Raw genomic sequence first — 20,993 nt, forward strand, 5'->3', positions numbered from 1 at the left:
CGGCGTCCGTACGTTGGCCCTATGGATCTCGTCGAGGTACTACCCAACCGGCTCCACATGCTCCGCTTCCCCATCGGCCAGGCCTACCTCTGGCGGGACGGGGAAGCCCTCACCCTGATCGACGCGGGCCGTGCCGGGTCCGCCGCCGAGATCGAACGGGCGATACGTTCCCTCGGGCTGGCGCCCGAGCGGCTGGAGCGGATCGTGCTCACGCACTGCCACCGCGATCACGTCGGCGCGGCCGGTGAGCTCGCCGCCCGCTGGGGCGCGCAGGTGCTGGCGCACGCCCTGGACGCGCCGGTGATCCGGGGCGAGCGACCCGTCCCCGAACCGGTGCTGCTGGACTGGGAGATCCCGCTGTACGCGCACGGCCTGACCGTCCCCGAGGCCCCGCCCACCCCGGTCGACCGCGAGCTGGCGGACGGGGACGAGCTGGGCTTCGGGGACGGGGCGTACGTCGTCCACGCACCGGGCCACACGGACGGCAGCATCGGGATCCACCTGCCGCGCCACGGCGTGCTGTTCGCGGGGGACTGCATCGCCGCCGTCGGGCCGCTGATGCTGGGCGTCTTCAACGTGGACCGCGGGCGGGCGGTCGAGACCTTCCACCGGCTGGCCGCGCTGGCCCCTTCGGTCGCCTGCTTCGGCCACGGCGATCCCCTGACGGTGAACACGGCCGCGGCCCTGGCCGAGGCCGCTTCGCGCACCCTTACCGAGGAGCCGCCGGAGCCGGTTCAGCCGACCGGGCTGCCCGCCTCCAGGTAGAGGGGCCGGCCGCGTTCCCGGGCGCGCAGGGCCCAGCGCAGGCGTTCGTAGCGGTGCTGCGGGAGCAGATCGGCGGCCTCGGCCTCCGTGACGAAGCGCCAGGCCCGTAGTTCCGGGCCGGGCAGCCGGAGCCGGGCCGCCGCCTCCGCCGAGAGGAGGCCGCCGTCGAAGAGCAGGCGCAGCCCGCCGTACCCGGGGGGCTGGGGCGGCTCCCAGTCGACCACCAGCAGCCCGGGCGCCCGGTCCAGTACGACGCCCAGTTCCTCGGCGACCTCCCGTACGCCCGCGCACGCGGGTGCCTCGCCGGCTTCGACGACCCCGCCCGGGAACTCCCAGCCCGCCTTGTACGTCGGATCCACCAGCAACACCCGGTCCTGCTCGTCGAAGAGCAGGACCCCGGCCGCCACCGTCTCCCGGGTCGGCTCCGGGGTCTGCACGATGTCGCAGACCCGGGCGGTCTCCGAGCGGACGGCCTCGGCGATGCGCTCCGCCGTCTCCCGCGGGGTCAGCACCCCGTTGTCGATGACGTGTGCGTCGGCGGTCAGCCAGCCGAGGGCCTGCTGGTAGACCGGTATGTGGTCGTACGCCCACCGGCGGACGTGGAGGTCGACGTCCGCGGGCTCCCCGATCTCCTGCCGGGTCGCGATCCGCTCCCGCAGGATCGTTTCCGCAGGGGCCAGCAACACATGCCGGACCGGGATCCGCCGCGCCGCCAGCCCGCCGAAGATCTCGTCCCGGTACTCCTGGCGCAGCAGCGTCATCGGTACGACGAGCACCCCGCCCAGCTCTGCGAGCATCGCCGCGGCCGTGTCCACCACCAACCGCCGCCAGCTCGGGAGGTCCTGGTAGTCGGTCACCTCCGCCAGCCGCTTGGGCGGCAGCAGCACCCGCAGCGCGTCGCCGATGAACTCCGGGTCGAACAGGGTGCTGTCCGGCAGGATTCCGGTCAGTTCGCGGGCCGTGCTGGTCTTTCCGGCGCTGAAGGTGCCGTTGATCCAGACAATCACGTCTACCCCTCTCCCCATGGCTCGTCCGGAGCCCCCAGTGGCTTGCCCGCCTCAGCCTGCCACGAAAACCTCAGTTTCCACCGATTGCTTATCCTCGAGGTCACAGCCCTGCCCGTGAGCCCCGGAGGATTCGCCACCGTGCCCCACAACCGCCGCCCGTCCGAGCTCCGCTACGGCAACCGGCCGACCATGAAGGACGTGGCGTCCCAGGCGGGCGTCGGCCTGAAGACGGTGTCGCGCGTGGTGAACGGCGAGCCCGGAGTCACCCCCGAGACGGAGAAGCGGGTCCAGCAGGCCATCGAGGCCCTCGGCTTCCGCCGCAACGACAGCGCCCGCGTGCTGCGCAAGGGCCGTACCGCCACGGTGGGCCTGGTTCTGGAGGACCTCGCCGACCCCTTCTACGGTCCGCTGAACCGGGCGGTGGAGGAGGTGGCCCGCGCGCACGGGGCGCTGCTCATCAACGGCTCCAGCGCCGAGGACCCGGACCGGGAGCGGGAGTTGGCGCTCGCGCTGTGCGCCCGGCGGGTGGACGGGCTGATCGTGATCCCGGCCGGGGACGACCACCGCTATCTGGAGCCGGAGATGCGGGCCGGTGTGTCCACGGTGTTCGTGGACCGCCCGGCGGGCCGGATCGAGGCCGACGTCGTCCTCTCGGACAGCTTCGGCGGCGCCCGGGGCGGGGTGGCCCACCTGATCGCGGGCGGCCACCGCCGGATCGGTTTCATCGGTGACCAGCCCCGCATCCACACGGTGGCGGAGCGCCTGCGCGGCTACCGTGCGGCGATGGCGGACGCGGGCCTGCCGGTGTCCGATGCCTGGATCTCGCTCGGGTCGACGGCCCCGGGGCGGGTCGCGGCGGCGGCCGGGGCGATGCTCACGGGCCCGGACCCGGTGACCGCCGTCTTCGCCGGCAACAACCGGGTGACGGTCACGGTCGTACGGGTCCTCGCGGCGCTCGGCCGGCCGGTGGCACTGGTCGGCTTCGACGACTTCGAGCTGGCCGATCTGCTCCGCCCTGGCGTGACGGTGGTCGCCCAGGACCCGGCGGCCCTCGGCCGGGTGGCCACGGACCGCCTCTTCCAACGCCTCGCGGGCGCCGACCTGACCCCGTCCCGCATCGAACTCCCGACCCGCCTGATCCCCCGCGGCTCGGGCGAACTCCCCCCTGCGAACTGAAGTTCGGCCACGGTGAGGGGCGCCGTCAGGCGCACGGACCGGCCGCACACCACGCGCACGCAGCGCGTTTGCCCCGTGGCGGCCGCCACCGGACCGGCCGGGACGCCGTGCGTGGGTCGATCGCCCGTTCGCCCACTCCTGCAAGGGATTTGACGCTCCGCCAGGGCTCTGCCAGCCTCGCGACCCCGGGAACAACGGGGAACAACCGGAGGCACCCATGAGCCCGCACTACACCGCGCAGAGAAGCCGAAGCCAGGGGCGTGAGGGGTGGTCCGTCATCTTCCGCCACCCGGTGCGCCTGGACCCCTCCACGGGCCGGCCGGGCAGACGGGTGCGGCGCGGACTGGGCACGTCGGTGGACGCCGAAGCCGACGTACTGGTCGAGCAGCTCAATCAAATCCTGCGTACGCAGTCCCTCTGGGAACCGCACTGCCGTCAGCAGGCCGCGGGGCTCTTCGACAGTCGTGTCGTAGACGTGTTCTACGAGGACCTCGAGACCAGCAGGACCGACTTCCGGAAGATCCGGGATGACCTCCTTCCGCTGCCCGGCGCTGCCGACGGCTACAAGCACGTTCTGCTGGTCGGCACGACCGGTGCCGGCAAGACGACGGTAGTACGGCAGCTGCTCGGCACGGATCCGGAGACCGAACGGTTCCCGTCCACGTCGACCGCCAAGACCACCGTGGCCGACACCGAGATCGTTTTGACCGAAACAGGGCCGTACCGGGCGGCCGTCACCTTCGCCGGCCGTGACGAAGTCATCGACCACCTCACGGAGAACGTTTCGGCCGCCGCACTCGCCCTGTTCCAGGGCAAGTCCGAAGAAGATGCCCTACGGCGTCTCGTGGACCACGTGAACCAGCGTTTCCGCTTCAGCTACGTCCTGGGACGACCGGAACTCCCGGCGGATGATGACCTCCTCGACGACGAGGACGACGAGGACGACGAGGAGGAAGGCGCCGCCGAGGACGTTCTCGGCCTCGCCGACCTGGACGTCATCGATCCGTCCGCCACGGTGACCATGCTCGTCCAGACCGTCCCCCGGCTGCGCTCCATGGTCGAGAAGTACGCCGTCAACGCACGCGAGGAACTGCGGGCCACGGACGAGGACGCCAGGGTCGTCGAGGAGATCGTGGAGGAGACGCTCGACACCGACCTTCGCGCGCTGGAGGAGTTCCACGCCGTCGTCGACAACCTGCTGCACGAAATCGAGCTCAGGTTCTCCCTGCTGGGAGAGGGCGAGCTCCGCCGCACCCGCCAGGGCTGGCCGCTCAGCTGGTCGCTGGAGACCGAGGACCGTGCCGTCTTCCTGAAGACCGTGATGCGGTTCTCCAGCAACTACGCACCCCTCTTCGGTCGGTTGCTGACGCCGCTGGTGAACGGGATCCGGGTCGCCGGACCGTTCGTCCCGACCTGGGCGGAAGCCTGCGACCGCCTCGTCCTGATCGACGTCGAAGGACTCGGCCACACCCCGAAGTCGGTGGCCTCCGTTTCCACGGACCTGGCGAAGCGGATCGACGAGGTGGACGCGATCCTCGTCGTCGACAACGCAACCGCGCCCATGCAGGCGGCGCCGGTCGCCGCGCTCAAGGCCGTTGCGGTGTCCGGCAACTCCGGCAAACTGCACTTCCTCTTCACTCACTTCGACCACATGCAGGCCGACAACCTTCCGCGCTTCTCGGACCGGCGGCGCCATGTCCTCGCCTCGGTCGAGAACGTCCTGAACGCCATGGGGAAAGAGCTCGGCCCCATCGGCGAACGCGCTCTCCGTACCCAGCTCGAACGGCACTGCTACTTCGTCGGAGGAATGCACAAGTCGCTGGATGCCGGCGGGAGGGAGGGGAAACGGACGATCGGTCAAATGCGTTCCCTCAGTGCCGACCTCTCCGCCGACGAGGCAGCACCGGACACCGGGCCGGCCCGGCCGGCCTTCGACCGCATGAACCTCTCCCTCGCGGTCAGCGCGGCCACCCGCAACTTCCACGCCCGGTGGCGCGGCCTACTCGGCCTGACGTACAACCCGGACGCACCGAAACAGCACTGGACACGGGTGAAGGCCCTTGCGCGGAGGCTGGGCGAGGGCTGGGGCGACGAGTACGACTCCCTGAGGCCGGTCGCCGACCTTCGCACGGAACTCCAGGTGCAGATCTTCCTCATGCTGCAACGCCCCGTCCGCTGGGAGGGGGGCGAGCCGACCGAGGAGGAACGACAGGCCGTGATCAACGAGATTTCCAGCGCCGTGACCGGGAAGTTGTACGCGCTGACCAATCAGTGCCTCAAGGACGACGTCCAGAACGCGTGGCTCGACGCCTACCGGCAGCACGGACCGAAATCGACCTTCGCCCGGGCCCGCATCATCGACGCCGATGTCTTCGGCCGCGGCGCCCCCATCCCGACCGTGGCGGCCTCCCCCGACAAGAACGGCTTCCTGAAGGCCGTGGCGGACATCCTGACCGAAGTGGCGGACGAAAGCAGGTTCACCCTCGACTGAGGGGGAGATGCCGCGAGGCCGGTCCGGGGGCAACCCCGGACCGGCCTCGCGGACCGGCCTGCAGGGATCAGTTGGTCGACGTCAGGGTTGCCGAGCGGCGGGGGATCGCGAAGGCGTCCAGTTCCGCGCGGGTCAGGCCGGTCAGGGCGGTGACCTCGTCGGTGCCGACCGCGCCGCAGTCGAGGCCGCGGACCAGGTAGCCGGCCAGGGCCTTGGCGGTGGCGGGCTCGTCCATCACGTCGCCCTCGATCTTGGCGACGTACGCCTTCAGGCGTGCGGCAGCGGTCTCCAGGCCCTCGCGGTAGAAGGTGAAGACGGCCGCGTAGCGGGTCGGCAGGTGCGCCGGGTGCATGTCCCAGCCCTGGTAGTAGGCGCGGGCCAGGGCCCGGCGGGTCAGGCCGTAGTGCAGCTTCCAGGCCTCGTGGACGTGCTCGGTGGTGCCGATCGGCAGCACGTTGGTCGAGCCGTCGGAGACGCGTACGCCGGTACCGGCGGCCGCGACCTGCATGATCGCCTTCGCGTGGTCGGCGGCGGGGTGGTCGCTCGACTGGTACGCGGCGGAGACGCCGACGCAGGCGCTGTAGTCGAAGGTGCCGTAGTGCAGGCCGGTGGCCCGGCCCTTGGAGGCCTCGATCATCCGGGCGACCGTGGCGGTGCCGTCGGAGGCCACGATGGACTGGCTGGTCTCGATCTGGATCTCGAAGCCGATCCGGCCCGCGCGCAGGCCTCGGGTGGTCTCGAAGGCCTCCAGCAGCTTGACGAAGGCGCTGACCTGCTCGGCGTAGGTGACCTTGGGGAGGGTCAGGACGAGGCCCTCGGGCAGGCCGCCGTGCTCCAGCAGGCCGGACAGGAAGATGTCCGTGGTGCGGATGCCGCGGTCGCGGACGTTGGACTCCATGCACTTCATGCGGATGCCCATGTACGGCGCGTTGGTGCCGTTGGAGAAGGCCTCCGAGACGAGGCGGGCGGCGCGGGCCGCGGCCTGGTCCTCCTCCTCGTCGGAGCGGACGCCGAAGCCGTCCTCGAAGTCGACGCGGAGGTCCTCGATGGGCTCGCTGCGGAGCTTGGCGCGGACGCGGTCGTAGACCGGTACGGCCAGCTCGTCGGAGATGCCGAGCACCTTGGCGAAGGTGGCGGCGTCCGGGGCGTGCTCGTCGAGGGCGGCGAGGGCCTGGTCGCCCCAGGAGCGGATGGTGTCCGCGGCGAAGACGTCACCGGGTACGTAGACGGTGTGGATGGGCTGGCGCGTGCCGGGGTCGCCCGGGTAGTGGCGCGCGAGTTCCGCGTCCACCGGCGCGAGGGAGGCGCTGATGCCCTCGCTGACCGCGCCTGCGAGGCTCGTCGCCACCTTCTCCTGCTGACCCATCGTGCACTCTCCTCTTTTCCGCTTCACGGAAGCTTAGATCCGCATAGCAGAATTTAGTCACGGGGTTCCGCTCCGTCAATGGTCCCCCGGCCGTCCTGGACAAACGACTCGGGGCCGTGTGGTGACAATCACCACACGGCCCCGGAGAAGCGAAGCTACGAAGAGAAGCGCAGGTCAGCCCTTGCGCGCCTTGATCTCGCCGGTCAGCTGCGGAACGACGGCGAACAGGTCGCCGACGACGCCGTAGTCGACGAGGTCGAAGATCGGGGCCTCGGCGTCCTTGTTGATGGCCACGATGGTCTTCGAGGTCTGCATGCCGGCCCGGTGCTGGATCGCGCCCGAGATGCCGGAGGCGATGTACAGCTGCGGGGAGACCGACTTGCCGGTCTGGCCGACCTGGTTGGAGTGCGGGTACCAGCCGGCGTCGACGGCGGCGCGCGAGGCGCCGACGGCCGCGCCGAGGGAGTCCGCGAGCTCCTCGATGATGCCGAAGTTCTCGGCACCGTTGACGCCACGGCCGCCGGAGACCACGATCGCGGCCTCGGTCAGCTCGGGGCGACCGGTCGACTCGCGCGGGGTGCGACCGGTGACCTTGGTGCCGGTGGCCAGGGCGCCGAAGGTGACGGCGAGCGCCTCGACGGCGCCGGCGGCCGGAGCGGCCTCGACCGGGGCCGAGTTCGGCTTCACGGTGATGACCGGGGTGCCCTTGGAGACACGGGACTTGGTGGTGAACGACGCGGCGAAGGCGGACTGCGTCGCGACCGGACCCTCGTCACCCGCCTCCAGGTCGATGGCGTCGGTGATGATGCCCGAACCGATGCGGACGGCCAGGCGTGCGGCGATCTCCTTGCCCTCGGCGGAGGACGGGACGAGCACGGCGGCCGGGGAAACGGCCTCGTACGCGGCCTGGAGCGCGTCCACCTTCGGTACGACGAGGTACTCGGTGAACTCGGGGGCGTCGGCGGTGAGGACCTTGACCGCGCCGTGCTCGGCGAGCACCGCGGCGGTGGCGTCGGCACCGGCGCCCAGGGCGACGGCGACGGGCTCGCCGATGCGGCGGGCCAGCGTCAGCAGCTCGAGGGTGGGCTTGCGGACGGCGCCGTCCACGTGGTCGACGTAGACGAGAACTTCAGCCATGGGACTGCTCTCCTGCGATTGCGAAGTGTCTGGGGGCTAAGAGGGGTGGCCGAGGTTCTTAGATGAACTTCTGGCCGGCCAGGAACTCGGCCAGCTGCTTGCCGCCCTCGCCCTCGTCCTTGACGATCGTGCCGGCGGTGCGGGCCGGGCGCTGCGCCGCGGAGTCGACCGCGGTCCAGGAGCCCTCGAGGCCGACCTCTTCGGACTCCAGGTCCAGGTCGGACAGGTCCCAGGACTCCACCGGCTTCTTCTTGGCGGCCATGATGCCCTTGAAGGACGGGTAGCGGGCCTCGCCCGACTGGTCCGTCACCGAGACGAGCGCGGGGAGGGAGGCCTCCAGCTGCTCGCTCGCGGTGTCGCCGTCACGGCGGCCGGTCACGGTGCCGTCCTCGACCTTGACCTCGGAGAGCAGGGTGACCTGCGGGACGCCCAGGCGCTCGGCCAGGATCGCCGGCAGCACGCCCATGGTGCCGTCGGTCGACGCCATACCCGTGATGACCAGGTCGTAGCCGGCCTTCTCGATCGCCTTGGCGAGCACCAGCGAGGTACCCATGACGTCGCTGCCGTGCAGGTCGTCGTCCTCGACGTGGATGGCCTTGTCGGCGCCCATCGACAGCGCCTTGCGCAGCGCGTCCTTGGCGTCCTCGGGGCCCACCGTCAGGACGGTGATCTCGGCATCGTCGGCCTCGTCGGCGATCTGCAGCGCCTGCTCGACGGCGTACTCGTCGAGCTCCGACAGCAGGCCGTCGACGTCGTCACGGTTGACGGTCAAGTCCTCGGTGAACTGCCGGTCGCCCGTGGCGTCGGGCACGTACTTCACACAGACAACGATCCTCAGGCTCACGCCGGCTCTCCTACCGCATCGTCTTTTCTGGTACCGCCTTGTGCAGGCAGCATAGGCGCCTTGTCGGGCGGATCCCGGTCGGGGCGGCCCGCGCTCCGAAGGGAATGTTACTCGTCAGTACACCGTGGGTCCGGTCAAGTCGCAAGGCTGCCGAGCTGTGATCTGCCCAACGCCGTCCGACCCGTCCAAGCAGGGACGATTCAGTCGCGCAACGCGTTGAACCGTCCTTGGTGGTACAGCAGGGGGCGGCCTTCGCCGGCGGGATCCCCGACGACTGCCTCAGCGATGATCACACGATGTTCACCGGCGGGCACACGTGCCACCACCCGGCAGACCAGCCACGCCAGCACGCCGTCCAGCACCGGCACCCCGTGCGGGCCGACGGCCCAGCCGGTCGGCGGGCCGAAGCGGTCGGCTCCGCTCCGGGCGAACAGGCCCGCCAGTTCCCGTTGGTGCTCGCCGAGTATGTGCACGCCGAGGTACTCGCTGTCGCGCACCGCGGGCCACGTGGAGGCCCCGGTGCCGATCGTGAAGGACAGCAGCGGGGGGTCGGCGGAGACGGAGTTGAGCGAGGTGGCGGTGAAGCCCACCGGGCGGCCGCCGTCCTGGGCGGTGATCACGGCGACCCCGGCGGCGTGCTGCCGGAAGACCGAACGCAACAGGTCGGGCGAGCCGGGACGGGCTGCGGCGGGCCCTGTGACGGCGCCTGCGCCGGTACCGGAACGGGGGGAACGGGGGGACGGAGCCGTGGGGACCGTCGGGACTGTCGGAGCAGTCATCAGGGTTCTGCCTTCTGCCGCGGGACACGCGGGCGCTGTCGGGGTCGGGGGCCGGGGCTTTCAGTGATCCCAACAGCGCGCGCTCGCGTGGCGGACGAGGTCCACATGGACCCGTCCGTAGAGCAGGAGTTCATACCGCATACCGCCAGCGTGGCGATCTCCCGTGGACACAGTCAAGCGAGATCGGGCAGATGTCAGGCGCGTCACGCTGTGTGCGGGCGTGCGCACCGGCGCCCTCGGGGCCCTGTCGCCGACCGGCCCGCCGCCGGGGCCGCCCGTCATACGGCGGCGCCGAGGGCGGCGATCACGTCCACCTTGCGCGGCATCCCCGCCGCCCGCCGCACGATCCGGCCCGCCGCGTCCAGGACCAGCACCGTCGGGGTCTTCTCGATCCCGAGGGCCCGCACCAGTTCGAGCCGCTCCTCGGCATCGATCTCGATGTGCGCCACCCCGTCGACCATCGCCGCGACCTCGGCGAGGATCCGCCGCGTGGCCCGGCAGGGCTGGCAGAAAGCGCTGGAGAACTGCACCAGGCTGGCCCGCTCCCCCGGCTCCGCGCCCAGTTCGGCGGCTCCCAGCCGGGTCCACGTCTCGTCCTGCCCGAGCACCCGCGCTCCCCTCGCCGTATTTCGTGTGCGTACGTCATCCTCGTACGCTCATCCGTGGATCGGAGCACCCCACGGGCCCACGACATTCCCGGCGTGATGAGAATCTCCCCGGGTAGGGGCCTGTGGACTGGCCAGCAGGCCGCGTATGGGGCACGATCCCCATGGTCGCGTACCTACGCTTCCGTAACTTCCGGCCGGGAGCACCTCCCCAGGCAGAAAGCGGGGTCTCCCCACCATGGCTGAGCTCGTCTACCCTCCCGTGATCGGCGCCGCGCACGGTCTCTTCCGCGCGCTCGACATCCGCATCGACATGAAGGGCACCGAGAACATCCCCCGCAAGGGCGGTGCGGTCCTGGTGTCGAACCACATCGGATACCTCGACTTCATCTTCGCCGGCCTGACGGCGCGACCGCAGAAGCGCCTGGTCCGCTTCATGGCCAAGGAGTCGGTGTTCCGGCACAAGGTGTCCGGTCCGCTGATGCGCGCGATGAAGCACATCCCCGTCGACCGCAAGCAGGGTGAGGACGCCTACCAGCACGCCCTGGACTCGCTGCGGTCCGGCGAGATCATCGGTGTCTTCCCCGAGGCGACGATCTCCCAGTCCTTCACGCTCAAGAGCTTCAAGTCGGGCGCGGCGCGCATGGCGCAGGAGGCCGGGGTCCCGCTGATCCCGGTGGCGTTGTGGGGCACCCAGCGGCTGTGGACCAAGGGCCGCCCGAAGAACCTCAAGCGCAGCCACATCCCGGTGACGATGCGCGTGGGCGAGCCCGTGGAGGCCCCGGCCGACCAGTACGCCGGCGCCATCACCCGCCGGCTGCGCGAGCGCGTGCAGGAGTTGCTGGACGCCGCGCAGCGCGCCTACCCGGACAAGCCGAAGGGCGCCGACGACTCGTGGTGGCTCCCGGCCCACCTGGGCGGCACCGCGCCGACGGCGGCCGAGGTCCGCGAGGCGGGCTGATCCCCTCCGCGCATTCTCCGCTCATGACGTAGGCCGGAAGAGACGGCCTCGGCCTCCCAGACCCCGTAGTGGTCCGGGAGGCCGGGGTCACGGCCCGGGTACTCGGCCTCAGGGCCGGGCACCGCTCGGGGGCTCGCACGGAGCGGCGAAGCACTGCCACTGCGACTCCCCGTCCGGGACGCGCACCCTGTCGCTGTCGTTCCTGCCGGGAGGGTGCTCACCCCACGTGCCGGGCCGGTCCCACTTGTCCTGGTGACCCCACTTGTCGTGGTCCCACCTGTCGTGGTCCCACCTGTCGGTGGCGCCGCCGGGCGGCTCGCACGGGGCGGCCACGCACTGCCACTGCTGCCCACCGTCCAGAACGCGCGCCCCATCGTCGGCGACGTCCGCCACCACCGTGGGCGGCGTCGCCGGGGTGGCGGCGAAGGCGGTCGTGGGTACGAGCACGCCTCCCGCTGCAATGGCGGTCGAGGCTACGAGCAGGGTGAGGCGTCGGGTTCGAAAGGGGTGGGTCATGGCCGTTCTCCTCCTGAAGGAAGCCGGATTGGACCCTTCCAGTACGCCTGGCCCGTCGCGTCCCGTCACGCCCCTGAATCTCGTGGCTTGACGGATCGAAGAACCTCCCACCTCAGTTCGGGTTGTCGGCGTGGGTCAGGGTCTCCCAGGCCTCGAAGTGGTTCTCGGTGCCCGCCGGGCGGCGGCGTGTTCTCCAGGGAGACCCCGAGCCGGGTGTGCAGGGCGTTGTAGCCGACCTCGGTCGCCGGGCCGATGCCCTTGGTCAGCTTCCCGCCGCACAGCCAGGAGGGCACGGCCGCGCCCAGTTCGTACGTGGCGTGGAAGCCCAGCGCGTGCCGCAACCGGTCCTTGAACTGCGGGTAGAGGTCACGGCCCTGGATCCGCGACGTCTCGGCGACGTGCATGGCCGCGGCGATCCCCATCCCGGTGTGGCCGAAGTCCCGGCAGGTCTCCTGCGCGAGCCCGTCCACGAAGGTGCTCTGGCCGTGCCAGTAGTCGATCAGCTCGGCGCGGGTGTCGATCGACGAGCGCGGCGGGTACGCGGGCTGCGCGCCGTCGGAGGCCAGGTAGAAGTAGGCGGGGACGCGGCCCAGGTAGACGGTCATCGCCCGGTCGTAGCTCGCGCGGTCGTCGAGGTGGACCGAGATCCCGACGGCAGCGTCCATCATGATCAGTTCCCAGTTGCCGTTGCTGTTCGGCCGCCCGTTGATCACCTCGGGCAGGTAGACCTCGCGCAGCATGGTCCCGAAGCGCCCCTGGTTCGGCCAGCCGCCGGTGTACGTGTGCTTGACGATCTCGGCGGCGCGCGGCCAGGTCGAGCCCGCCCAGCCGCTCTGCAGCGGCGCGTTGCTGTTGGTGTGGTCCTTGATCTTCGCGGACCAGGCGTCCATCAGCTCGATCGACTTCTTCGCGTACCGGGCGTCCCGGGTGATGTACCAGGCGAGTGCGTGGCTGTAGGCGGCTATGGCGTCCTCTCGCTCCTCGGAGCAGCCGTTGTCCGGGGTGGAGTAGGAGCCGCACTCGACGACCTCGCGCGGCGCGGGGGTGCGCGACAGCGAGGCGTACTTGCTCGCCAGCATCTGGTCGTACGCCGCCTTCCAGGGCTGCCGGCCTGCCTGCACCTGTGCGCGTACGAAGTCCAGTTGGGCGCGGCTGTTCAGGACTCCGGGGTGGGCGAAGGCCGCGGGGGCGACGGCGGCCGGTGCGGCCGGAGCCGGGGGCGCCGCGAGGGTGGGGGCGGGGAGCAGGGTCGTCGCGAGGCCGAGGGCCAGGGCGGTGAGACCGGCGGGGATTCCGAAACGCATGGGGGGCCTTCCGGTGGGAGGGGTTCCGGTGGCCCGAAGATACTCATGCCCATGCCAAGTGACAACGATGTCTGACAAGAAGGTTTCCTATCAGGCCGGCTGCCTCGACCCGCCCCCTCAGACCTCGCCCTCCCGCTTGCGGCGCCGGTGCGCGGCGACCCTGGCCCGCGTGGCGCACCCACTGGAGCAGTAACGGCGCGCGCTCCCCGGCCCGGTGGCGAGGAAGAACCGTCCGCAGCCCGCGGCGGCGCAGGCCCCCCAGGCGATCCGCCCGTACTCGGTGAGCAGTTGGGCGAGCGCGAGGGCTCCGGAGGCGAGGAACCAGTCGCCCCAGCCGGCCTCCTCACCGCGGTCGACGTGCAGGTGCCAGGGGTGGCCGTCGTGCCGGGTGAGCCGGGGGCGGGTGCCGCACTCCTCGAACAAGACGTTGAGCGCCCCGGCGGCACGGTCCTCGTCTCTCTCGGCGAGCACCGCCGCCATCCGCCGGGCCGCGGCGCGCAGTTCGGCGGCGCTCGCCTCGGGGAACGACTCCTCGGTGAGGTCGGCGGGCCGCTCCCCGTGTGCGGCGAGCAGCTCCGCGAGCGCGGTGCGCGGCAGTTCGGGGCTCGCACGGACCGCCTCGGCGAGGTCGATCAGCCGCCGCGCCGCCTGGAAGCCCCCTCGGGAATCCCCCATCCTCATGTCCTTTCGCCGTACACCGACATGGCGTAACGTCTTGATCGCCTATCGCGTTACAGCATACCGGGGAGGGGTCGCATGGGCGGGTTCGGGCGGTATCTGGCGGCGGCACTGGCCGCGCGGATCGCCTCGGAGGGCATGGGCATGGCCGTGGTGCTGCTCGCCCTGGAGCGCACCGGGAGCGCCGCGCACGGGGCGTTCGTACTGACGGCCTGGCTGGCCCCGCACGTCCTGGCGGCTCCGCTCGCGGGCGCCGTGGCGGCCCGGGCCCGTAGCCCGCGCCTGTTCCACGTGGGCGCCTTGGCCGGGTTCGCGGCGGCCGTGGCGGCGCTGACCGTACTGCTCGGCCGGGCTCCGGCGCCCCTGGTACTGGCCGTGGCGGTGTGCGGGGGCGCCTGCGGGCCGATGGTGACGGGCGGACTGTCCAGCCTGGTCACCGGCCTCGTCCCGGCCGGGCCAGGGCGGGACCGGGCGTACGGCTGGGACGCCGCCACCTACAACGCCGCGGCGGTCACCGCCCCGGCGGCGGTCGGCCTGGTCGCGGCGACGGGTTCGGCCGGCCCCGCCATGGCCGTCCTCGCGGCGTCCGGAGCCCTGGCGGCGGCGCTGGCGGCGACCCTCCCGTACGAGGACCAGGGCGCGGCCCGGGTCCCGGGCGCACCCCGGGCCGGGCTCGGCGCCGGCCTCGCGGCCCTGTGGCGGGTCCGCGAGCTGCGGGCCGTCACCTCGGCCACGACCCTGGGCTTCGTCGGCATCGGCTCGCTCACCACCACCTCGGTGCTGCTGGCCGGCGAGCTCGGCAGCCCGGGCGGCGGGGGCGTGCTGATGACGGCCTTCGCGGTGGGCGCGCTGGGCGGTTCGCTCACGCTGGGCCGGATCACCTCCGTGGCACCCGGCCGGCTGGTGCGGTGGGCGCTGGCCGGGACGGGGGCGGCCCTCGCGGCAGCGGCCCTCGCCCCCTCCGTGGCCGTGACGGCGGCGCTGTTCGCGGTGGCCGGAGTGTGCGACGGGCCCCTGCTGACGGCCACGCTGCGGATCCGCTCGGAGTACGCGCCGGAGGGGGTGCGGACGCAGGTGTTCACCCTGGGTGCGGGGCTGAAGCTGACGGCCGCGTCGGCCGGGGCGGCCCTGGCGGGGATCGCGGCCGACGCGCCCGCGGCGGCGCTGCTGACCGGGATCGCCTCACTGCTGCTCGCGTCGGCGCTGCTGCACGCCCTGACGGCCGCGCGGCGGCCGGGACGACCCGCACCGCCCGCGCAGCCCGCACGCCCCGCACTCAGCGGGTCGGCAGAGCCACCGGAAGGTTCCGCCACAACTGCAGCCGGTCGGCCGACTCCTGAAGGGCCTTGAGCGCGGCCGGATGCGGAGCGGCGTACAGCTCGGGGTAGTCGACCTCGCCGAGTTCGGGGCGTACGGGGAAGGCCAGTTGCTCGTGGTCGAGGTCGAACCGGGCGTCCACACCGGGCTTGTTGCCCCGCGGGTCGAGACGGGACCAGCGGGCGCTGCCGGGGAGCCGGAGGGCGATCAGCCCGTGCACCACGGGGTTCGTACCGTCGTCGTCGGCGAGAAGCTGGTAGCACAGGCCCGCGGGAATGCCCTGGGCGCGCAGCAGGGCGACGAGGGCGTGGGCCTTGGCGTAGCAGATGCCGTTGCGGGTGGTGAGGACGTCGGAAGCGCGCCAGGCGACGCGGAGGTCGCCGGAATCGCCGGAGTGCGGGATGGTGTCACGGACGAACTCGAAGGCGGCCCCGGCGTATGAGTATGCATCGCCGGTGGCGGACCAGAGCGTGTCGGCGGTTTCCTGTACGACCGGATGCCAGTGGTCGATCGCCTCGCTGGACGCCAAGTAGGCGTGAATATCGGGGCTCTGTTGGATCAGCTGCATGGCCGGAGCATAGGCAAGCCATCGACCGTAAATCAATAGATTTACGGTCGATGGCATAAATATGCAGACCTCTGGAGAGAGCCGCTCCTAGCGGGCGAGCTCTTCCTTCAGTGCCTGGAGGAAGCCGTCCACGTCCTCTTCCTGGGTGTCGAAGCCGCACATCCAGCGGACGTCGCCCGCGGTCTCGTCCCAGAAGTAGAAGCGGTAACGCTTCTGCAGCCGCCGCGAGACCTCGTGCGGCAGCCGCGCGAACACCGCGTTCGCCTGCACCGGGTAGAGGATCTCCACCCCGTCGGTCTCGCGCACGCCGGCGGCGAGCCGCTGCGCCATCGTGTTGGCGTGCCGGGCGTTGCGCAGCCACAGGTCCTTGGCGAGCAGGGCCTCCAGCTGCACCGACACGAAGCGCATCTTGGACGCGAGCTGCATCGACATCTTGCGGATGTGCTTCATCTGCCGGACCGCGTCCGGGTTGAGCACCACGACGGCCTCGCCGAACATCATGCCGTTCTTGGTGCCGCCGTAGGACAGCACGTCCACGCCGACGGCATTGGTGAAGGCACGCATGGGCACGTCGAGCGAGGCCGCTGCGTTGGCTATCCGGGCACCGTCGAGGTGGACCTTCATGCCGAGCCGGTGGGCGTGCTCGCAGATCGCCCGGATCTCGTCCGGGGTGTAGACCGTGCCCAGCTCGGTGTTCTGGGTGATCGACACGACCTGCGGCATCGCCCGGTGCTCGTCCTCGAAGCCCCAGGCCTCTTGGTCGATCAGCTCGGGGGTGAGCTTGCCGTCCGGGGTCGGGACGGTGAGCAGCTTCAGGCCCGCCATCCGTTCCGGTGCGCCGCCCTCGTCCACGTTGATGTGGGCGCTCTTGGCACAGATCACCGCGCCCCAGCGGTCCGTCATCGCCTGGAGGGCGGTGACGTTCGCTCCGGTGCCGTTGAAGACCGGGAAGGCCTCCGCGTACGGCCCGAAGTGGCTGCGGATGACCTTCTGCAGGTGCTCGGTGTACTCGTCCTCGCCGTAGGCGACCTGGTGGCCGCCGTTGGCGAGCGCGACGGCAGCCAGGATCTCCGGATGCACCCCCGCGTAGTTGTCGCTCGCGAAACCTCGCACCGCCGGGTCGTGGTGGCGCCGGGCGTCGGTCTTCCCGGCCTCGGTTCTCACGGTTGCGGAGTGAGCCACAGACGCTGTCCGTTCACATCGATTGCGGACCGCTCCCAGACGCCGGCGATGGCCTCGGCCAGCTCCTTCACGTCGGTGAAGCCCGCGAACTTCGCATTGGGACGCTCGGCGCGCATCGCGTCGTGCACCAGTGCCTTGATGACCAGGATCGCAGCCGCCGCGCCGGGGCCCTCGTCACCCCCGGCCTTGCGGAAGGAGTCCGCCATGGCCAGGGTCCAGGCCTCGGCGGCCGCCTTGCCGGCGTTGTACGCGGCGTTGTTGGCGACCGGCTTGTGCGCTCCGGACTGGCTGATCAGCACGTAGCGACCGCGGTCGCTGCGCAGCAGCCCGTCGTGGAAGGCCAGCGAGGTGTGCTGGACGGTGCGGATGAGGAGCTTCTCCAGGAAGGCCCAGTCCGCGAGGTCTGCGTCGGTGAAGGTCTTGCTGCCGCGCCAGCCGCCGACGAGGTGGACCAGGCCGTCGATCCGGCCGAACTCCTTCTCGGTCTGCTCGGCCCAGGCCTTGGTGGCCTCCAGGTCGAGCAGGTCCACGGTGTCACCGGTGATGGTGGCGCCACCGTGGGCGTAGCGTGCCGCGTCCACGGCATCCGCGAGCCGCGCCGCATCGGCGTCGGACGCGATGACCACCGCACCCGCCTCGGCGAGGCGGAGCAGGGTGGCGCGGCCGGCGGGCCCGCCGGCCCCGGCCACCGCCACCACCGCTCCGTGCAGCTTTCCGTTGCCGTTCCCGGAGCCGTTCATCTGTGCAGCCTCCTGTGGGCGAGCGCTCACGCGGCGACTCGCTCGGCCTGCTCTGCGTTCAGGGCGGTGATGCCCTTGGTCGAGGCGATCGTCGCCTTGAGCTTCTTGGCGAGGGCCTCAAAGAACATGCTGAGCGGAAACTCGTCCGGAAGCACGTCGTCCACGAGCTTGCGCGGCGGCTGCGTCATGTCCAGGGCGTCGGGGCCCTTGGCCCACTTGGAACCCGGGTGCGGGGCGAGGTAGGTGGCGACCAGCTCGTACGCCTTGAACCAGTGGACGAGCTTCGGGCGGTCGATGCCGGCCCGGTAGAGGTCCTCGATCTCGGCGCACAGCTGGTTGGTGACCTGCGGGGCGCGCATCCAGTCGATCTTCAGCTTGTTGTCCGTCCAGCGCACGACGTCGTGCTTGTGGAGGTAGGCGAAGAGCAGCTGGCCACCGAGGCCGTCGTAGTTGCGGTTGCGGTCGCCGGAGACCGGGAAGCGGAACATCCGGTCGAAGAGGACGGCGTACTGCACGTCGCGGCCGTGCTCGTTGCCCTCGGACTCCAGCTTCACGGCCTCCTTGAAGGCGGTGAGGTCGCAGCGCAGCTCTTCCAGGCCGTACATCCAGAACGGCTGGCGCTGCTTGATCATGAAGGGGTCGAACGGCAGGTCGCCGTGGCTGTGGGTGCGGTCGTGGACCATGTCCCACAGGACGAAGGCCTTCTCGCAGCGCTCCTGGTCCTCGACCATGCGGGCGATGTCCTCGGGCAGGTCGATGCCCAGGATGTCGACGGCGGCCTCGGTCACCTTGCGGTAGCGGGCGGCCTCGCGGTCGCAGAAGATGCCGCCCCAGGTGAAGCGCTCGGGGGCCTCGCGCACGGCGATGGTCTCCGGGAAGAGCACGGCGGAGTGGGTGTCGTAGCCCGGGGTGAAGTCCTCGAAGGTGATGCCGAGGAAGAGCGGGTTGTCGTACCGGGTGCGCTCCAGCTCGGCGAGCCACTCGGGCCACACCATCTTGAGCACGACGGCTTCCAGGTTGCGGTCCAGGTTGCCGTTCTGGGTGTACATGGGGAAGACGACGAGGTGCTGGAGCCCGTCGGCGCGCTCGGCGGCCGGGTGGAAGGCCAGCAGGGAGTCGAGGAAGTCCGGCACCTTGAAGTCGTCCGCGGCCCACTTGCGCAGGTCGGCGACGAGCGCGCGGTGGTACGCGGCCCCGTGCGGGAGCAGCGGCGACAGCGTCTCGACGGCCTCGATCACGCGTTCCACCGCGGCGAGGACGGTGGCGCGGCCGTGCGCGCCCTCGACCTCGAAGTCGATGGAGCCGTCCTTGGCCTGCCAGGGCCGGATCTCCTCCACGGCGGCCTTGAGCTCGGGCCACGCGGGGTGGTCGACCACCCGCGCTCCGGCGGTTATCACGGCGCCGCCGGTACCGGGCACAAGAGTTTCCGTCATGTCACTTCCTCCACAGGAGAACCTCACGTACGGGCAGCGTATGCGCGCGACGCTCTTCCCCTCAAGAGGGAACTCGGGAAATTATCCTGCGTCACCCCCTCCTTCACCGAAAGTCTTCCCGTTCGTCGGTGCGGAACCGACCACTCCGCCCAATTGCGCCAAGGCCTCCCCGGCCGGTCGGCCACCCTCCGGCCCCGTGGGGGCGGACGGGGCCCCGAGGGCGGCAGAGGCGCACATCACACGCCCCGGAAGTGTGGAATGACCTTTTCGCCCCATTGCCGCAGGGTTTCCAGGCAGGCCTCCTGCTCCACGGTGCCCATCTGGATCAGGCACATGACCTCGTCGGCCCCCGCCTCCCTCAGCCGTTCCACGTACGCGATGGCGTCGTCGGCGGTCCCGTAGGCGTGGTCGGCGTTGAAGGTGGCCGTCGAGGCCGGCCGGACCGGGATGTCCAGCTCGTGCAGCCGGGCCACCACCTGCTCGGCGGCCCGGCGCATCTCCGCGGCCTCGTCGGCCCCCGCGACCACGGCCTCGTCCGGGATGCCCGCCCCGCCGTACCAGTGGCCGATGGACTGGGCGAAGAACCGCTGCCCGCGGGTGCCGATCCGCCGCGCCTCCCGCCGGTCGTCGAGCACGATGGTCGGGCACAGCACGGAGAAGTGGTCGTTGAGCACGCAGGACACGAAGCGGCTCCCGTCCCGCCCGGCGATCGCGGCGTCGTAGACGGAGCGCATCTGCGCGATGGAATCGGGGCCGGCGAACCCCATCACCAGCGCCCCGATCCCCAGCTCGGCCGCCCGGACCAGGGTCTCGCCCCGGCTGCACGCCAGGAACAGCGGCGGATGCGGGGTCTGCCGCGGCCGCGGCAGGATCGGGTGCGGATCTATGTCGATCAGCTCGCCGTGGTACTCCAGCTCCTCCTCCTGCCAGGCCCTGCCGATGATCCGCAGGGCCTCCTCGACCTCGGCCGTGGTGCGGTCCCGGTCCACCCCGCACAGCGAGGTCTCCTGCTCGGTGCCGCCGCGCCCGGCCCCCAGGTCCAGGCGCCCTCCCGACAGCAGGTCGAGCATGGCGGCCCGCTCGGCGACCCGCACCGGGTGGTTGAAGTTGAAGGGCATGCACACGACGCCGTGGCCGATGCGTATGGTGTTCGTCCTGGCCGCGACCCAGGTCAGGAAGATCTCGGGGGCACTCATGTGGGCGTACCACTTCAGGGAGTGGTGTTCGACCGCCCAGATCCGGTCGAATCCCATGCGTTCGGCCAGTACGGCCTGCTCGACGCAGTCGCGGATGACCTGGTGCTCCCGTTCCACCGTCGGGTCGGCAAGCTGAGCTTCGAAGATCACGGAGAATTCCACTGTGCCTCCAGGGTTGCGTCGCGTACCCGGTCTCACTTCAATTCGAAATATGACTAGTAGTCAGGAGTCGAAGAAGCAAGAGCTACCGCCGACCGCGTGGGCCGTCCTGGGCCTGCTCTCCTTCCCCGGCGAGCGGACCGGCTACGAGCTGAAGAAGTGGGCGGACTCCTCCCTGCGCTTCTTCTACTGGTCACCGGCCATCAGCCAGATCTACGCGGAGCTGCGCCGTCTGGAGGAGCTCGGCTACGCGGCCTCCGCGCGCTCGGGACCCGAGGAGGCGCGGGCCAAGCGGCGCTACGCCATCACCGACGCGGGGCGGGGCGCGCTGGCCGGCTGGGCCGCCGACACCACCGAGGCCGGTCCCCCCGTGCTCAAGCACGGGCTGCTGCTGCGGATCTGGCTGGGCCATCTGGCCGAGCCGGAGCGGCTGCGCGCGATGGTCGGCGAGCACCTGGAGCGCACCCGGGGCGAGCTGTCCGCCGTACGGGAGGCCATGGAGCACGCGAGCGGCGTTCCGGAATGGACCTTCCCGGCCCTTGCGCTGCGCTGGAGCGAGCGCCAGCACCTGGCCGAACTGGAGCTCGCGAACGCCCTGCTCACCGACCTGGACGGGCTCGGGCAGGCTCCCGAGGACCAAGGCCGTCAAGCCGGCGGGGACGCGCCCACGCCCGGGTGACGCGCCGGCCGCGGCACCGGCCCCGGAGGGGCGCACAACCCTGGCGGGAAGCGGCGGGGGCGCTCCTCCGGGGCCGTGCACGCCCGGTCC

Annotated in this window: 19 protein-coding genes and 1 pseudogene; 6 read left to right on the forward strand and 14 right to left on the reverse strand. The window is 71.3% G+C overall.

From position 1 onward, the window contains the following. Nucleotides 1–21: 21 nt before the first annotated feature. Nucleotides 22–765: an MBL fold metallo-hydrolase gene (locus ACGFZK_RS14765; protein WP_393849239.1), complete on the forward strand. Its 744-nt coding sequence runs from the start codon at nt 22–24 to the stop codon at nt 763–765. Here ACGFZK_RS14765 and ACGFZK_RS14770 read toward each other — a convergent pair. Beyond that, nucleotides 735–1,772 carry an NUDIX domain-containing protein gene (locus ACGFZK_RS14770; protein WP_393849240.1) on the reverse strand — a complete coding sequence of 346 codons (1,038 nt, stop codon included), beginning with the start codon at nt 1,770–1,772 and terminating at the stop codon, nt 735–737. The genes ACGFZK_RS14765 and ACGFZK_RS14770 overlap by 31 nt on opposite strands. Before the next feature lie 189 nt (nt 1,773–1,961). Between ACGFZK_RS14770 and ACGFZK_RS14775 the strand changes: the two genes are divergently transcribed. Continuing rightward, nucleotides 1,962–2,948, forward strand: coding sequence for a LacI family DNA-binding transcriptional regulator (locus ACGFZK_RS14775; protein WP_393849351.1), 987 nt, complete (start codon nt 1,962–1,964; stop codon nt 2,946–2,948). Nucleotides 2,949–3,165: 217 nt separating this feature from the next. Beyond that, complete coding sequence (locus ACGFZK_RS14780) at nt 3,166–5,439, forward strand: hypothetical protein (protein ID WP_393849241.1); 2,274 nt, start codon at nt 3,166–3,168, stop codon at nt 5,437–5,439. Between the two features lie 67 nt (nt 5,440–5,506). On the opposite strand, the gene ACGFZK_RS14785 is transcribed toward ACGFZK_RS14780, so the two are convergent. The 5 genes from ACGFZK_RS14785 to ACGFZK_RS14805 all read right to left on the reverse strand — a co-directional run bounded on the left by ACGFZK_RS14785 (nt 5,507) and on the right by ACGFZK_RS14805 (nt 10,173). Continuing rightward, nucleotides 5,507–6,805, reverse strand: a complete 1,299-nt coding sequence (locus ACGFZK_RS14785) for a DUF6986 family protein (protein ID WP_393849242.1) — start codon at nt 6,803–6,805, stop codon at nt 5,507–5,509. 174 nt (nt 6,806–6,979) lie between these two features. Further along, nucleotides 6,980–7,942, reverse strand: a complete 963-nt coding sequence (locus ACGFZK_RS14790; RefSeq protein WP_393849243.1) for an electron transfer flavoprotein subunit alpha/FixB family protein — start codon at nt 7,940–7,942, stop codon at nt 6,980–6,982. A 58-nt stretch (nt 7,943–8,000) separates the two neighbouring features. Further along, nucleotides 8,001–8,786 carry an electron transfer flavoprotein subunit beta/FixA family protein gene (locus ACGFZK_RS14795; RefSeq protein ID WP_393849244.1) on the reverse strand — a complete coding sequence of 262 codons (786 nt, stop codon included), beginning with the start codon at nt 8,784–8,786 and terminating at the stop codon, nt 8,001–8,003. 200 nt (nt 8,787–8,986) lie between these two features. Next, nucleotides 8,987–9,565 (reverse strand): flavin reductase family protein, encoded by a 579-nt coding sequence (locus ACGFZK_RS14800; protein WP_393849245.1) that lies wholly within the window; start codon nt 9,563–9,565, stop codon nt 8,987–8,989. Nucleotides 9,566–9,843: 278 nt separating this feature from the next. Next, the gene (locus ACGFZK_RS14805) at nt 9,844–10,173 is read right to left on the reverse strand and encodes a thioredoxin family protein (protein ID WP_393849246.1); all 330 of its coding nucleotides are present in this window, start codon (nt 10,171–10,173) and stop codon (nt 9,844–9,846) included. Nucleotides 10,174–10,408: 235 nt separating this feature from the next. Here ACGFZK_RS14805 and ACGFZK_RS14810 point away from each other — a divergent pair, with 235 nt between their 5' ends. After that, nucleotides 10,409–11,131, forward strand: coding sequence for a lysophospholipid acyltransferase family protein (locus ACGFZK_RS14810; protein WP_393849247.1), 723 nt, complete (start codon nt 10,409–10,411; stop codon nt 11,129–11,131). A 108-nt stretch (nt 11,132–11,239) separates the two neighbouring features. On the opposite strand, the gene ACGFZK_RS14815 is transcribed toward ACGFZK_RS14810, so the two are convergent. From ACGFZK_RS14815 to ACGFZK_RS14825, 3 genes and pseudogenes are all read right to left on the reverse strand, one after another. Beyond that, nucleotides 11,240–11,647: a hypothetical protein gene (locus ACGFZK_RS14815; protein ID WP_393849248.1), complete on the reverse strand. Its 408-nt coding sequence runs from the start codon at nt 11,645–11,647 to the stop codon at nt 11,240–11,242. 112 nt (nt 11,648–11,759) lie between these two features. Continuing rightward, nucleotides 11,760–12,951 (reverse strand): annotated as a pseudogene (locus ACGFZK_RS14820) (alginate lyase family protein). 117 nt (nt 12,952–13,068) lie between these two features. Then, a complete protein-coding gene (locus ACGFZK_RS14825; protein WP_393849249.1) occupies nt 13,069–13,626 on the reverse strand; it encodes a CGNR zinc finger domain-containing protein in 558 nt (185 codons plus the stop codon). 81 nt (nt 13,627–13,707) lie between these two features. Between ACGFZK_RS14825 and ACGFZK_RS14830 the strand changes: the two genes are divergently transcribed. After that, the gene (locus tag ACGFZK_RS14830; protein WP_393849250.1) at nt 13,708–14,979 is read left to right on the forward strand and encodes an MFS transporter; all 1,272 of its coding nucleotides are present in this window, start codon (nt 13,708–13,710) and stop codon (nt 14,977–14,979) included. Here the strand turns inward: ACGFZK_RS14830 and ACGFZK_RS14835 are convergent. The 5 genes from ACGFZK_RS14835 to ACGFZK_RS14855 form a co-directional block, all read right to left on the reverse strand. Continuing rightward, nucleotides 14,906–15,514 (reverse strand): transglutaminase family protein, encoded by a 609-nt coding sequence (locus ACGFZK_RS14835; RefSeq protein ID WP_393849251.1) that lies wholly within the window; start codon nt 15,512–15,514, stop codon nt 14,906–14,908. The two genes, ACGFZK_RS14830 and ACGFZK_RS14835, sit on opposite strands and share 74 nt — an antisense overlap. Nucleotides 15,515–15,601: 87 nt before the next feature. After that, on the reverse strand, nt 15,602–16,696 hold the full coding sequence (locus ACGFZK_RS14840) for a threonine aldolase family protein (RefSeq protein WP_393849252.1): 1,095 nt from the start codon (nt 16,694–16,696) through the stop codon (nt 15,602–15,604). After that, a complete protein-coding gene (locus tag ACGFZK_RS14845) occupies nt 16,675–17,436 on the reverse strand; it encodes an SDR family NAD(P)-dependent oxidoreductase (RefSeq protein ID WP_393849253.1) in 762 nt (253 codons plus the stop codon). The genes ACGFZK_RS14840 and ACGFZK_RS14845 overlap by 22 nt, the downstream gene beginning before the upstream one ends. A gap of 26 nt (nt 17,437–17,462) precedes the next feature. After that, on the reverse strand, nt 17,463–18,869 hold the full coding sequence (locus ACGFZK_RS14850) for a DUF6421 family protein (RefSeq protein WP_393849254.1): 1,407 nt from the start codon (nt 18,867–18,869) through the stop codon (nt 17,463–17,465). A gap of 236 nt (nt 18,870–19,105) precedes the next feature. Then, nucleotides 19,106–20,227 carry an LLM class flavin-dependent oxidoreductase gene (locus ACGFZK_RS14855; RefSeq protein WP_393849255.1) on the reverse strand — a complete coding sequence of 374 codons (1,122 nt, stop codon included), beginning with the start codon at nt 20,225–20,227 and terminating at the stop codon, nt 19,106–19,108. Nucleotides 20,228–20,276: 49 nt separating this feature from the next. On the opposite strand from ACGFZK_RS14855, the gene ACGFZK_RS14860 reads away from it, so the two are divergent. Beyond that, a complete protein-coding gene (locus ACGFZK_RS14860; protein ID WP_393849256.1) occupies nt 20,277–20,903 on the forward strand; it encodes a PadR family transcriptional regulator in 627 nt (208 codons plus the stop codon). Nucleotides 20,904–20,993: the final 90 nt, after the last annotated feature.

Source organism: Streptomyces sp. NPDC048257, from assembly GCF_043201855.1.
In the GTDB taxonomy this organism is placed as follows: Bacteria; Actinomycetota; Actinomycetes; order Streptomycetales; family Streptomycetaceae; genus Streptomyces.

Bases quoted from the DNA above. Each gene is read 5' to 3' on its own strand.
- ACGFZK_RS14810 (WP_393849247.1), top strand. From the start codon at position 10,409: ATGGCTGAGCTCGTCTACCCTCCCGTGATCGGCGCCGCGCACGGTCTC.
- ACGFZK_RS14800 (WP_393849245.1), bottom strand. From the start codon at position 9,565: ATGACTGCTCCGACAGTCCCGACGGTCCCCACGGCTCCGTCCCCCCGT.
- ACGFZK_RS14850 (WP_393849254.1), bottom strand. From the start codon at position 18,869: ATGACGGAAACTCTTGTGCCCGGTACCGGCGGCGCCGTGATAACCGCC.
- ACGFZK_RS14785 (WP_393849242.1), bottom strand. From the start codon at position 6,805: ATGGGTCAGCAGGAGAAGGTGGCGACGAGCCTCGCAGGCGCGGTCAGC.
- ACGFZK_RS14775 (WP_393849351.1), top strand. From the start codon at position 1,962: ATGAAGGACGTGGCGTCCCAGGCGGGCGTCGGCCTGAAGACGGTGTCG.
- ACGFZK_RS14835 (WP_393849251.1), bottom strand. From the start codon at position 15,514: ATGCAGCTGATCCAACAGAGCCCCGATATTCACGCCTACTTGGCGTCC.
- ACGFZK_RS14860 (WP_393849256.1), top strand. From the start codon at position 20,277: ATGACTAGTAGTCAGGAGTCGAAGAAGCAAGAGCTACCGCCGACCGCG.
- ACGFZK_RS14830 (WP_393849250.1), top strand. From the start codon at position 13,708: ATGGGCGGGTTCGGGCGGTATCTGGCGGCGGCACTGGCCGCGCGGATC.
- ACGFZK_RS14780 (WP_393849241.1), top strand. From the start codon at position 3,166: ATGAGCCCGCACTACACCGCGCAGAGAAGCCGAAGCCAGGGGCGTGAG.
- ACGFZK_RS14815 (WP_393849248.1), bottom strand. From the start codon at position 11,647: ATGACCCACCCCTTTCGAACCCGACGCCTCACCCTGCTCGTAGCCTCG.
- ACGFZK_RS14790 (WP_393849243.1), bottom strand. From the start codon at position 7,942: ATGGCTGAAGTTCTCGTCTACGTCGACCACGTGGACGGCGCCGTCCGC.
- ACGFZK_RS14845 (WP_393849253.1), bottom strand. From the start codon at position 17,436: ATGAACGGCTCCGGGAACGGCAACGGAAAGCTGCACGGAGCGGTGGTG.
- ACGFZK_RS14765 (WP_393849239.1), top strand. From the start codon at position 22: ATGGATCTCGTCGAGGTACTACCCAACCGGCTCCACATGCTCCGCTTC.
- ACGFZK_RS14825 (WP_393849249.1), bottom strand. From the start codon at position 13,626: ATGGGGGATTCCCGAGGGGGCTTCCAGGCGGCGCGGCGGCTGATCGAC.